Genomic DNA, 12,246 nt, shown 5'->3' with positions numbered 1-12,246 from the left:
AATCCATCCTTATTTTTTGATTCATAGGTAATCCTTATGTCGATAATAGAGGTAGGCAGGATTTGTGTTAAGACCAGAGGAAGGGAAGCCGGTGGGAAATGTGTAATAGTTGATATAATTGACGAGAATTACGTACTAGTAACTGGACCTAAAGATGTAAATGGAGTAAAGAGAAGAAGAGTTAATATATTACATATAGAGCCAACAGACAAAAAGATAAACATAAATAAAGGAGCAAATGATGAAGACGTAAAGAAAGCACTACAAGAAGCGGGTCTCATGGATTACATGAAGGAAACAATAAAACCTAAGATACTTGTGATTTAATATGTATAAATTTTTAGAAAAGATAGATTATTTTTGTAATTACAGTAATAGTTGGAATATACTTCGAGAAGCTCAAACAGATGATAAATACGGCTTCTATCCCGACAAAAGACCTATAGAGGCCCTGATAAGAAACGCAATAATAAACTTAGATAAGCCAGCGGGTCCTACAAGTCATGAAGTTGCATATTGGGTTAAGAAAATGTTCAACTTGAACAAAGTAGGCCATGGGGGGACCCTAGAGCACGTTTAACGTGCGGGGAGACCCAAAAGTAACGGGAGTATTGCCAATAGGAATGGAAAATGCAACAAAACTGATGAGCCTTATTAGTAAGGCTGGTAAAGAATATGTCTGCATTATGCAAGTACACTGCGATTACAAAATGGATGAGCTCAAAGAGATAGTTAACCAATTCATTGGTGAAATATATCAGAGGCCTCCAGTAAGATCTTCAGTGAAGAGAAGGACAAGAAAAAGAAGAGTATACAGTATAGACATTCTTGAGACTGAAGGAAGATTGGTACTCATGAAAATAGCCTCTGAGCCTGGTACTTATATGAGAAAAATATGTCATGATATCGGGATATTACTTGGTTGTGGAGCTCACATGAGAGAACTAAGAAGAACGAGATCAGGAATATTCACCGAGGATTCAAACTTAGTTACTCTCCACGAGATCTCAGAGGCATTGTACATGTATAAACACTGCAAAGATGAGAGTGACCTAAGAAGAGTTTTGCTTCCCATGGAATTTGCAGTGTGTGGAATTCCAAAAGTGGTAATCGATGATGACGCGGTTAATGCCATTACTTACGGTGCTACATTAAATGCACCGGGTGTAGTGGCATTTCAGAACTTTAAGAGAGGTGAAAATGTGGCCATAATGACACTAAAAGGAGAAATTGTAGCAATAGGGGAAAGTAACATAAACAGTAACGAAATACAAAATATGAAGAAAGGAATTGTAGTAAAACCTAAGAGAGTCTTAATGGAAAGAGACGTTTATCCGAAGGGATGGAAAAAGAATGAAAAAGATTAAAGAAATAATTTTTGTAAACGATGTAGTTAACGGTATACCCTTGTCTTTAGAGAGTTCTTATGGTCTATTCTCTAAGGATAAACTAGACTTAGGTACTAAAGTAATGCTAGAGAACCTAATAATACCCGAGAGCGGGGTAGTTGCCGATGTAGGTTGTGGTTATGGTCCAATAGGAATTTATTTGGCATTAAAAAACCCTAATCTTAAGGTTTACATGCTTGATGTTGATAAGAAAGCCGTCTATTATTCCAGAAAAAACGTTAGTAGGTACGGACTTGAAAACAGAGTCCACGTTATCCAAAGTGATATATTTGAAAACATACCATCAGAGATTAAATTTAATGCAATTTACTCTAATCCACCCTTAAAGGCTGGAAAAGCATTCATAGAGAGACTAGCAAGTACTAGCTACGACAGAGTTACCGAAGGTGGACTAATACAGCTCGTAGTATACAAGGGTGAAGAAAACGTGATTAATTTATTTAGCCAGAAATTCAAAAACGTTGAGGTTTATAAGAGGATTAAGGGATACTCGATTATAATTGTAAGGAAAGACTGAAGTTAAGTATTAAAGGAATAAAATAAAATATGATGATTGCCGGGGTGCCCGAGCGGTTAAGGGGCTGGCCTTGAGAGCTTACTGGGATAGCCAGTACGGGTCACCGTGCGCGGGTTCGAATCCCGCCCCCGGCGTTATTATCTCCTTAAAAAGGTAACACTTGCTAACAAAGACTGTCATTTAGCTATTAGATAGAACAAGAACAAATAGCACTTCGAACTTCTTTCAAGAATTCTTTTAGTTTTTTATAATATAAATAATCATTTTCCTTAATATATTAAGACCTTATAATTAAACTATCAGAATAGAAGTTTTAATTTACTCAGCTCTGTCCTATGTGGGTTACCCGTCAGCAGCGTCGTAGAGAGGTCCATCCTAGTTAGCGTACCCATGATGTCTGCTCTATTCAACGCCGTCATATTAACCATGGTAGTCATGAGCCTTAAGTTGGCCGAATACTATGGAATAGCAAAGTCTGCCTTAGCAATAGGCATATACTCAGGTTACATATTAGCTTTCTCCCCTCCCACTTACCTGATTTTATTCATGGGTTCCATCATGGCATTATGTTTAGTCCAGATATTGTTGCTCTACTATTATGCTAAGCTCCAGAAACTGATGTTCGGGTGATTTTCATGTTACTCAAAATTAAGCTCAAAGGAAAAACTTTTTTAAATCACAAGTGAGAGGGTCTCTAGCGTTCCTAAAGAACGTGGTTCCGCTGGTAAGGAACCAGAACAGAGTACTCTTTGTTGACTACTTGGACGACAAGGTAAACTTGGGAGGGTACAGAGTTCCTTTCTTCTTAGAGGGACAACTCTACTTTTACGAGGTCATCGAAGTCCCCGAAGAATACGTCCCCTACCTTCCGTGCATAGCCAAGGCAGTTGAGGAAAAGCTTCTACCCCTATACAGAAATAAAAGGCTCTCCTGTTCAGAGGGTCTTACGGTGGTGATAGAATGATAGACCCCCTAGTTTGCGACGCGTTCAAGAGGTTGAAGGACGGTACGCTCATGATGGAGGTGGACGGCGTGAGGATATTCTTTAAGGAGGAAATTACTCCAGGGATAATTTGCGATTTGACCTTAAGGTCTACCAACTACAACTTGATGTGCAAGATAGTGTGTGACGTAAGGAAGGAAAAAGTAGCGATAGTTTCGTGCAACGGCTTCAAGGGCGACAAGGTAAAGGCTAAAATCAAGGAATCCATGAGGAGGGCGGGAATACTTTACTCCTCGTGAGGGGCGAAATGTTTTAAATCTTGACTTCTTTTAATATTATTCTCTTTTATTCTTTTTTCTTGTTAACACAATATATTATTTATTGGGAATTTTTCAGTAACGTACACTTCAACGTTATTCTCTAGCTCCAACCCTTACTTGTAGGCCTATCTACTACGGAATTAGCAGAGTTCATCACCCAAGCGTAAGCTTAGAACTTAAGCTTAGCGTCAACAACCCGATGAGACTAGTCTATAAAGGCCTTTCGAGCTTGTGTCCGGGGTTCAAATCCCCGCGGCGGCACCTTAACTACATTTGCTGATAATTTCGGACAGTTTTCTCGATAAGACGACTGCCAAAAGAGTAAGATTTGGTAACAATAATTAAAACAATCTGTACGTTTAAGCCTTTATCTTTCCCCGAAACGATACTTATACGTCTCAATCTTACTCCTCAAATTGTCAACCAACATTCTAGTCTCAAAGCTTACATTCTTCCCCTCCATAGCCTCCTCAGCCCTTGCCAGATACTCCTTAGCCCTCAAGTAGAGGTCTTTATTATCATAAGCTACAGCATTCTGCAAATACATCATGCCGAGCATGGCCAACTCTGCAACATAATTCTCTGACTTCTTATCTGAAAACTCTAACGCTTTCTCATACCTCTTAATCACTTTTTCATCAATAGGTTGTCCACTCTCCGGAGAAATCATAAACTTAGTACTAGCTTCTTTTCTCCTTATTCCAGGTGGTCTTATCCCATGCCTCATAAGATATCTGTCAAGGTAAGTGGATAATATAGCACCTAATGTCGAAAATATTAGAGCGCTTAAGGTAGCGGATAATATAATACTATGCGAAAAATTATAAATAATGTTATAGGCTAAAATAGATACTATAGTTGATGGTAATCCATCAAGTAATAGGATGAGCAAGACATATTTTAAAGTTGATATCTCTTTTGTAGGACCAAAAATGATCTTTCTTCTCTCAGCCATGATGAATACTACCCTTAAAAATATCGACAATATAAATATATTTTACACTAATAAAGTTTTACTAAGTGTTTGCCTGGAAAAAGACTACAATACCTAAGATAAGAAGTGACACTAAGTTTAGAAGGACTGTAATCTCGGCGTAAGGAGTCAAGAACGTTCTGAAATATGAGGCAATAATTAACCCTATAGTATTACTTACAACTCCTTGAACGCTTCTTATTCCAGAGGCTACTATTCTATCCTTATTCCTAACTGAAGACATTGTATAAGCAGTGTTTGAAGTAGTAGCTATTCCAGAAGACACACCCAGTAAAAATTCTCCCAAAATGACGTTGAAGAAAAGAGACAAGGAGGATAAGGCCATTGAGACAAAACCGAAAGACGCAACCCTTAACTTATACTTATCGTGAAGCTTACCAGCGTAAAATGAGACAAATGTAAAGGAAAGAGGGTAAAGGAGAACTAACGAGCCAATGATTAGGGCAGGTAAATGTAAGGAGTATAAATAAAATACAAAGAAAGCGGCTATCATATTCCTTGTAATTGAGTGTAAAAAGCCCGAAAGACTAGTTAAATAAAATACCTTACCTAACTTTATTTTCCACAAAGTCATAACTAGACCTACTAAGGATAGTAATAAGAACGGTGGGTAATATAGTCCTAAGATTATACCGTCAAATATTAGCGAAGTATAAATTATATTAATCCCTAATCCCGACTTTGCATGTACCTCGTTAAGGGATAGTATTAAGAACAGTGAGATAAAGGAAAGAACCGATGTTATCGCGAATAAATATTTCCAATTAATTTCAGCAATTATTCCTCCAAGGGGTAAGCCAAAAACGTAACCCAGGCTAACTATAGTGTGATTTAACCCTATCATTTTCCCTCTCTCCTCATCTGAGCCTATAAGACTGGCGTAAGACAAAGACGTTAGAAGAACCATTGAAGCCCCAATACCCTGAAAAATCCTAAGAATGAGTATAAGTAAAAAAGAGTTAGAAAAAATTATGAGAAAGGACGATAAAGCCATTATCATTGTCCCTAGTATTATAACCATTTTTACTCCAACTTTTTCGGCTAAAAGTGAAAATGGAATGGAAAGTAAGACCTCAGTGACGATATAAATTGACAATAGAGTTGAGGCTTTTACATATGTTATTGAAAAATCTTTAGCTATTAATGGAATGACCATCAATATCATTGTAGCCTCAAGTGAAGAGATAAACGAAGGTAATGAAGAGAAAAGGACTGATTTAGATAATTCATTCATCCTTACACTTCACCTCCAGGTTTTTACATATTTGTTCTAAAACCGATAATAGATTGTAATATACTCTCTCTTCTTTTACCAATTCTTTTTCCTTGTCGATAATTAATATATCTACACCCATTATTTCGAATTTTTTATTTTTAATTTCTAATCCGTATCTCTTGCCATTAAAAGTTGACCTCCCTATCCATTCGCCGAACCCTATGTTGTCATTCCATGCCACGTTAATTAATTCGAATTTGTAATCAGGAAATGTCTTAAAAAAACTTCTAGGTACTTTTTAAATTGTTCTTTCCCCTTAATTACTCTAGGATGCTCACCTGGGTGTATATAAACTAACTCGTCTGTGTAAAAACTTAACAAATATTCTATGTCGTGTGAATTCCATGCTTCTATGAAATCTTTTTCAAATTTTTGATAATTAAACATATTTCTTTACCATTTCAAGCTTATATAACACAAGTTAAAAATCTTGCTGGTAATAATCCTAGAAGATTTAATATGTTCACTATAAATTCACTTTATTTCTACAACGGGATATAGAATAATTTAATGCGTTTTAATGAGTTATGCTAGTAGAGACGAGCAGAAGATAATACTAACTACTACTTGACTCTATTTGGATTATCTTAGATGAAGTATTTTCATACGTTAGTCCTTGCCTAAAAATTTGTTTATCACCCTTCTCTTCTTCATAGCGTAACAATTTATAAACGTTTATATATTCAAAGAAAATTACTAAGTTAAAGACTATCAGCCTTAACAATTAATCTTATGTTCATGTCAAAGCATACTATTGTTCTTGAAAAGAAATCATCTCTACCTAAAATTAGGCTGGGATATATACCCTCACCTAAGTTTACGAAATCTAAAGGTGCTACTGGTATCTGTAACGTCCCATTAAGTTCTACGAAGTGAAATTTTATGCTATACCTTTCTTTTGGAGTGAGTATATTAGAAATTATAACTTTATCGACTAAACGGCAAAGGCTGAGGAGGTCATGAAGGAAAAGAATATGAGCTTTGAGACTAAATTGCTTGTTGTTAATTTGAGATATAAGATCGAGACTTACAAGTACCGCTTTAGAGAAATATAATAAGTGAAATTATTGCGTTTATATAAAAAGGATAACGCAAAAGCAATGAAGCTAGTTCTGCTAAAATTAGTTTAGTTCTTGCTTTTAATGTATTACAGACTTTTTAATATTAAGAAACTTTATATCCATTATTTATTAAAACTTTTTAGAGTAAACGAGAGTTAAAAAATAGCTGATTAAACGTTATATTGAGGTGATAAACGATAGAGTTTGAAGATCTTACACAGAAATTTGATATTATAGATGATATCGTAAAAAAGAGAAAGCAATATATAGATAGATTAAATAAAGGTAATAAGGTAGAATTTGAAATTAGAGATCATATACAGATAGGAAACTACTCTTTCGCATTTGTGAAAGCTAAGGACGGGAAAGTAGGATACGAGGTCATAATTAAGGAAAAGGATAAGGAGTATCATTTCATTGTCGCAGAAGAAAATAGAGGTCACGTTGTAGTACTAAATATTTTGGAGAATATTGGAAGAGAAGGAGATAAGAAAGTATTTACTGCTGAATCTTATCTATTGAGAGAAAATAAGGTAACTAAAGTAGTGTCAGGCAGATATGAAATAAAAGGAAACGCACTTTCAAACGTTTTGACTAGTTATGAACCAGAAAAAATAGAGATAAAAAAGGTGAAATAAGATGTGCGTAAAGAATGATCCACCAGATCCAGATGCTTCTTATGTTTGTTTTTATGAGTGTCTCGTATACGACTGTGCTGGTGACAATGACATAGAAGTTTTAGATGGAGTTACATGAACTGATTACTGTATAGGTTTAGCTGTTGCATGTAACGTTCAGTAGGATTTACTGATGAACAAGAATTAATATTTTTTATTATTATATTGTACATTTTTTAAAAGGTGATGCTAAATAGAATCAGTCTTTAGGTATAGAAGGAAAAACTTGCTATTATCTCTAGTCAAAAATTCAGAAACTTTATTGACATAGTATAAATCTTCTTATCTATTTTGCCATTAGCTATTTGTACTATCTATTCCTAAATTTAAGAGTTCTTCTTAAGTGTAGCCTATAAATTCCTAATCTTCTAGTAAATTGAAAAACACAATAAAATTTGTATCATATTCTTACTGATAAATATTATTGTTACATTTCTAGAAACTTTAGATGTTCCTAATCATCCTCCTCTCATGATAATATAAAAACTATTTTAATTCATGAAAAAGATTAGGGAGGTGCCGCCGCGGGGACTTGAACCCCGGACAACCCGGTCCCTGCGTGATCCGGCCTTCAGCCGGGCGCTCTCCCGGGCTGAGCTACGGCGGCATTATTATTTTATGAAGAATGAATTTATAGGTTTAATGGTTAATGTTTCTGTTGGGACCGGGCGACACTCTGTTGAGTTCCCCAAGTTTGGGGTTACGATGATACAGAGTCTCCAGAGGTCCCTACAAGCACTATTTTTAATGAATTTTAGGTATTACATGATGAATATAATACTTTAGTTAGTGCTTCAAATAGGTAAGAAAAGGTCTAATAAATCTCAAATGCACCGGATTATATACTATCTGTATGATGTGAAAAGAGTTGTAATAATGATATATTATAACTAAGTGCGGCCGCCGGGATTTGAACCCGGGATTACTGGCTTTCCTCTAGCTCATTGGAAGGCCAGCGTCCTAATCCAGGCTAGACGACGGCCGCAATTTTAATTATATAAGAGGTGGATTTTAAAGTTGATGATGAAAAGAGGGTCGTGTGATCCGTGAGCTAACGCTGGAAATGCTGACTTCTCTCTCTTAAGCACTATTTTCCCTCCTAGCCCCTTATAAAAATCTGATTTTTCCTACTTGTGTATAATAAGCTGGAATAATGTTTTTGTATAATTAAAACAGATATATTCTGATTGACATGTATGAGATCCTTGGAAAAACCTGCCAATAAACCGTTTGAGTTCTATGCAGCCTACTATCCGCCGATTTATGCAGGCTTTAAGGCTACAACTATAGACGAACTAATAGAGGGTATAAAGAAGGTCGACGGGTTTTCAATCTTTTATCACGTATTTCACCCTCTGTTTTCGAGCCATGTAGTACCAGAAGATATGAGTAACGACTTTGCAATATGGATAAGAGATGAACTAGGTGATAGACTTTTAGCTCAAAAAGTATCTGATATAGAAGGAAAAGAGCCAAGGACTGTTGAAAACGTAAGGGAAGATTTAATAAAAATTTTATCCGAGGCGAGGATCTCGAGAACAGCTAATAAACCATTTTACTTCATAACTTGTAAACCAGTAGTGTATAATACAGAGAGAGTAGCAAAGAGCTTGGCCGAGTTCATTGACATAATCGCTTCAATAAGTATTAGGTCTATTGCCTATCACTTTATCTTTAGGCGTATTATTGGGTACGAAGATAAGAATGATTTCTCAAAATGGATAGAAGATAATTATGGATTGACTGAACTATCAAAGAAGCTTAGTTCACTTGACCCACAGACCTATACTGATGAGGAGATGTTAAGGGAAGATCTTCTAAAAATATTTGAGCAGGAGATGTTGTTAAAATGATAGAGAGATACGCAGAGATTATAGGAGAAAATGAATTGGATAGTATTTTTAAAATAGCCGAAAAACTGAAAGGTTTATCAATCTTTCACGTTAATTCTACTCCAGCTGGAGGAGGAGTAGCGGAGATTCTAAGTAAGCTAGTTCCCTTGATGAAAGAGTTAGGAATTAACGCGGATTGGAAGATTATAAGAGGGGATCCTGAGTTTTTAAAGTCACTAAGTCCTTTCATAACTCCTTACAAAACGGATTAGGAGAGCTATCACAAGGTGCATTTGAGATTTATAGAAAATGGCAAGAAATAAACGGTAACGAACTTGATTTAGATTATGATGTAGTGTTTATTCACGACCCGCAACCAGCCGGGCTAATAACCTTCAGAAAGAAAGGCAAATGGATATGGAGATGCCATATTGATATATCAAACCCGTATCAACCAGTATGGACTTCTTACGTGAATATATATATAGAAAAATGATTCAGCAATAGTATTTTCAGACGTATTTATGAGGGACGACTTAAAGAATTCCCAGTTTATAATTCCTCCATCTATAGTTCCCTTGAGTATAAAGAATAGAGACATTCCAGAGTTTACAGTAAAGAGAATCTTGCATAAGTTCAACTTAGATCCAGATCGCCCTATTATAACTCAAGTATCAAGATTTGATAGAGCAAAAGACCCGTTAGGTATTATAAGGGCTTATAAATTAGTTAAGAAGCATGCAGATATACAGCTAGCTTATGTAGGTAGTCCAGCAGCAGATGATCCTGAAGGGGAGATCGCGTATAGAGAGACTGTTCAAGCCACTGGAGATGATAAAGACATTAAGCTTCTAAAGCTACCTCCTAATAGCGATCTAGAGATTAATGCATTTCAAAGGGGATCAACTGTAGTCATGCAGAAGTCCATTATGGAAGGGTTTGGTCTGACTGTTAGCGAAGCACTATGGAAGAAAAAGGCTATAATAGATGGTAATACCGGAGGTATACCCTTACAAATAATTCATAGCGTGAACGGATATCTTGTAAATACTCCAGAGGAAGCGGCGCATTACGCACTATATCTAATAAGGCAAAAGGATATAAGAGAGAAGTTGGGAAGAGCTGGAATAGAACATGTAAGGAGAAACTTCCTCATAACTAGGGAGCTCAGGGACTATTTAATGGTAGCTACTCTTGCTCTAGGGGCTTAACTTGATTTTAGCACTAATTAATTTCTTATTATTATTTAGATCACTAAGGAAGGAGGTAATAATGTATAGGGTATTGCTGGTAAAGCTCACTACATTTGATCATATAATACTTAAAGAGGTTATATGTCACTTGAGGAAATTAGGCTTCGAAGTTCATTATCTTAATGAAGTCTTGCACCTTAACATGTTTATGTTTAACTGGGACAGACTACAGTATGATGCTGAAAAAATTGTAAATTATTTATCCGAAAGATTCTCTAATTTTCCTTATGACTCAATCATAGCTATTGGTCATTTAAATGCATACATAAATAATGAGAAATACGTTATAGGATTGCACAAAGAAAAGATAGGTATTGTTTTTTCTTATAAATACGAGGATGAAAAAGGGAGTATAGATAAGTTTGTATCTAGAGTTAAAAAAGAGATAGTACATGAAATAGGACATACGTTAGGACTAAATGATTGTTCAACTCCAAGCTGTGTTATGAATAAGGTAAATTCAGTTGAGGATATAGACAAAAAAGGTTATGTTTTTTGTCCTAAATGTACAGCTTTGTTATTAAATATCAACAACAAAGGTTAGTTCATAACCATTATTGGTCTTTACTATGCTCATTTCATGATAGGTCATGGCTTTTACAACTGTTCTCCTTTCGTGTTTATCGGGGTTAAACTTCTCCCCCCACGCTATTGCATTAAGTCTTAAATTCTCGAGATCTATTTTTACTTTAAATTTTCCAAAAAGAAATAGTTCGGAATCATAATAAACTAATAAACTCTCTATCCATCTATAAAGTAAATTTTCAAGATCCATTCCGTCAATCTCTATTTCCCTACTTTCCTTAGGTTCTACCTTAGAAGTGTCTGTAATTACTTCAAACACAGCTAGAGCAGCATTTTCAAAGGCCTCATTTAGATCCCTTCCATAAGCCTTAATCCCTATGTCTGCAGTGTGATCAAAAAATTCGTATTTTTTACCGATTGACATAACCCAAGAAATTAAAAGGAAGTAAAACTTTAACTTTAACTGATATTAAATGGGAGGTAGGCAAAGAACTACAATTTTTATGAATAAAGAGGTCAAGAAAGAGGGTAAAAAGGGAACTACTACTTCGCAAAGCGGCGGTAAATAAAACTCAGAGAAAATAAAATAGCAAGTGATATCAGTATTCCAATGATCATTATATAAAAATTTTTTTGATTATTTATATAAAATATCATAGAATCTATGATTAATAATATACTAACTAACTCATATGATTTCACTTCTTACACCTCAGTATAAGTCTATAGGTAAAGGTAATCTACTACCATATCCAGATATTAGATTAGATAAACCCGCACTAAAAGCCAGTAGTAAAAATATATAAATTGAAGGACCTAGAATCAACGAAGTAATTAAATGAGGTAATACCTGCTGGTAAAAGTATGAGTACATATCGTTTTGGCTTGATGGAGATACAGAATAGTTTAACGGGTTGAGCCCTAAGTTATCAAGGAACTGTGGTAAATAAGGTAAACCTACGTAAAATACTATAGAAGTTCCTATCATAGCACCGCCTGCACCCCGTCCTATCCTGAATGGAATAGCTAAGAACAGTATTCCTAAAGCTATTAGAACACCTACATACTGATATATCAAATTCGATATCGAAATCAAACTTTCAGTGTAAGTGATAATCGTAAGTAGAATAGACATAAGTTGGCCTAGAGGGATTGTCAAAACCATACCTGCCTCGGTAACATTTAGAGTCGATATTAATACCTTCAAAACAGCATATAACACTTCCTCAAAATTCAATACTTGGTTTAACCATATCTCATAATTAGACCAACTAACCCCTAACATGTCTAGTAGTTGAGTTAAGAAGGAAAGGACTGCTAAGTAAATGCTATTCCATACTATCACGTAGATAGCATCCGTTATAAGTCTGGGAGCCCATTTTTTCACTCCATATATAGGAATAGGAAGGCCGTAAATTAAGGAACCTAAAAAATAGGTT

The 12,246-nt window shown here is 35.4% G+C and carries 16 protein-coding genes, 3 tRNA genes and 2 pseudogenes; 12 read left to right on the top strand and 9 right to left on the bottom strand.

Features of this window, described 5'->3' with window-relative positions; translation table 11 throughout:
- The first annotated feature begins 36 nt into the window (after positions 1–36).
- The 8 genes from WIW89_RS06410 (at position 37) to WIW89_RS06375 (ending at position 3,168) form a co-directional block, all read left to right on the top strand.
- Positions 37–327, top strand: a complete 291-nt coding sequence (locus tag WIW89_RS06410; RefSeq protein WP_337720156.1) for a 50S ribosomal protein L14e — start codon at positions 37–39, stop codon at positions 325–327.
- Between the two features lies 1 nt (position 328).
- Positions 329–580, top strand: a complete 252-nt coding sequence (locus WIW89_RS06405) for a tRNA pseudouridine synthase A (protein ID WP_337700660.1) — start codon at positions 329–331, stop codon at positions 578–580.
- 43 nt (positions 581–623) lie between these two features.
- Positions 624–1,367, top strand: a complete 744-nt coding sequence (locus tag WIW89_RS06400; RefSeq protein ID WP_337720155.1) for an RNA-guided pseudouridylation complex pseudouridine synthase subunit Cbf5 — start codon at positions 624–626, stop codon at positions 1,365–1,367.
- Positions 1,354–1,926 (top strand): class I SAM-dependent methyltransferase, encoded by a 573-nt coding sequence (locus tag WIW89_RS06395; RefSeq protein WP_337708916.1) that lies wholly within the window; start codon positions 1,354–1,356, stop codon positions 1,924–1,926. The genes WIW89_RS06400 and WIW89_RS06395 overlap by 14 nt, the downstream gene beginning before the upstream one ends.
- A 38-nt stretch (positions 1,927–1,964) precedes the next feature.
- Positions 1,965–2,060 (top strand) — tRNA-Ser (locus WIW89_RS06390).
- Positions 2,061–2,319: 259 nt separating this feature from the next.
- On the top strand, positions 2,320–2,556 hold the full coding sequence (locus WIW89_RS06385; RefSeq protein ID WP_337720154.1) for a hypothetical protein: 237 nt from the start codon (positions 2,320–2,322) through the stop codon (positions 2,554–2,556).
- 52 nt (positions 2,557–2,608) lie between these two features.
- Positions 2,609–2,890, top strand: coding sequence for a hypothetical protein (locus tag WIW89_RS06380; RefSeq protein WP_337720153.1), 282 nt, complete (start codon positions 2,609–2,611; stop codon positions 2,888–2,890).
- Complete coding sequence (locus WIW89_RS06375) at positions 2,887–3,168, top strand: hypothetical protein (RefSeq protein ID WP_337720152.1); 282 nt, start codon at positions 2,887–2,889, stop codon at positions 3,166–3,168. The genes WIW89_RS06380 and WIW89_RS06375 overlap by 4 nt, the downstream gene beginning before the upstream one ends.
- Before the next feature lie 388 nt (positions 3,169–3,556).
- Here the strand turns inward: WIW89_RS06375 and WIW89_RS06370 are convergent, their stop codons facing one another.
- The 5 genes and pseudogenes from WIW89_RS06370 to WIW89_RS06355 form a co-directional block, all read right to left on the bottom strand.
- Positions 3,557–4,144: a hypothetical protein gene (locus WIW89_RS06370; RefSeq protein WP_337720273.1), complete on the bottom strand. Its 588-nt coding sequence runs from the start codon at positions 4,142–4,144 to the stop codon at positions 3,557–3,559.
- A 61-nt stretch (positions 4,145–4,205) separates the two neighbouring features.
- Entirely contained in the window at positions 4,206–5,417 is a 1,212-nt protein-coding gene (locus WIW89_RS06365; protein WP_337720151.1) for an MFS transporter, read from the bottom strand.
- Positions 5,410–5,640 (bottom strand): hypothetical protein, encoded by a 231-nt coding sequence (locus WIW89_RS06360; protein WP_012952957.1) that lies wholly within the window; start codon positions 5,638–5,640, stop codon positions 5,410–5,412. The genes WIW89_RS06365 and WIW89_RS06360 overlap by 8 nt, the downstream gene beginning before the upstream one ends.
- 5 nt (positions 5,641–5,645) lie before the next feature.
- Positions 5,646–5,846: a YybH family protein gene (locus WIW89_RS13605; protein ID WP_443295488.1), complete on the bottom strand. Its 201-nt coding sequence runs from the start codon at positions 5,844–5,846 to the stop codon at positions 5,646–5,648.
- Between the two features lie 314 nt (positions 5,847–6,160).
- Positions 6,161–6,400 (bottom strand): annotated as a pseudogene (locus WIW89_RS06355) (conjugal transfer protein); the annotation flags it as partial.
- Between the two features lie 467 nt (positions 6,401–6,867).
- On the opposite strand from WIW89_RS06355, the gene WIW89_RS06350 reads away from it, so the two are divergent.
- Positions 6,868–7,158, top strand: coding sequence for a hypothetical protein (locus WIW89_RS06350; protein ID WP_337720150.1), 291 nt, complete (start codon positions 6,868–6,870; stop codon positions 7,156–7,158).
- A 556-nt stretch (positions 7,159–7,714) separates the two neighbouring features.
- Here WIW89_RS06350 and WIW89_RS06345 read toward each other — a convergent pair.
- Both WIW89_RS06345 and WIW89_RS06340 read right to left on the bottom strand, forming a co-directional pair.
- Positions 7,715–7,804 (bottom strand) — tRNA-Phe (locus WIW89_RS06345).
- 288 nt (positions 7,805–8,092) lie between these two features.
- Positions 8,093–8,182, bottom strand: a tRNA-Gly gene (locus WIW89_RS06340).
- Positions 8,183–8,393: 211 nt separating this feature from the next.
- Here WIW89_RS06340 and WIW89_RS06335 point away from each other — a divergent pair.
- The 3 genes and pseudogenes from WIW89_RS06335 to WIW89_RS06325 all read left to right on the top strand — a co-directional run bounded on the left by WIW89_RS06335 (position 8,394) and on the right by WIW89_RS06325 (position 10,826).
- The gene (locus WIW89_RS06335; protein WP_337720149.1) at positions 8,394–9,050 is read left to right on the top strand and encodes a DUF5752 family protein; all 657 of its coding nucleotides are present in this window, start codon (positions 8,394–8,396) and stop codon (positions 9,048–9,050) included.
- Positions 9,047–10,240: pseudogene (locus WIW89_RS06330) on the top strand (glycosyltransferase). The gene WIW89_RS06335 and the pseudogene WIW89_RS06330 overlap by 4 nt, the downstream one beginning before the upstream one ends.
- Before the next feature lie 61 nt (positions 10,241–10,301).
- Entirely contained in the window at positions 10,302–10,826 is a 525-nt protein-coding gene (locus tag WIW89_RS06325) for an archemetzincin (protein ID WP_337720148.1), read from the top strand.
- Here the strand turns inward: WIW89_RS06325 and WIW89_RS06320 are convergent.
- Positions 10,803–11,231: an archease gene (locus WIW89_RS06320; protein WP_337720147.1), complete on the bottom strand. Its 429-nt coding sequence runs from the start codon at positions 11,229–11,231 to the stop codon at positions 10,803–10,805. The two genes, WIW89_RS06325 and WIW89_RS06320, sit on opposite strands and share 24 nt — an antisense overlap.
- A gap of 288 nt (positions 11,232–11,519) precedes the next feature.
- Positions 11,520–12,246, bottom strand: a 727-nt coding sequence (gene cedA, locus WIW89_RS06315; protein WP_337720146.1) for a DNA import protein CedA, incomplete at its 5' end; no start/stop codon positions are given.

It is taken from the genome of Stygiolobus sp. CP850M (assembly GCF_037389425.1).
Taxonomy (GTDB): Archaea; Thermoproteota; Thermoprotei_A; order Sulfolobales; family Sulfolobaceae; genus Stygiolobus.
This window is presented reverse-complemented; position numbering and strand designations above follow the sequence as displayed.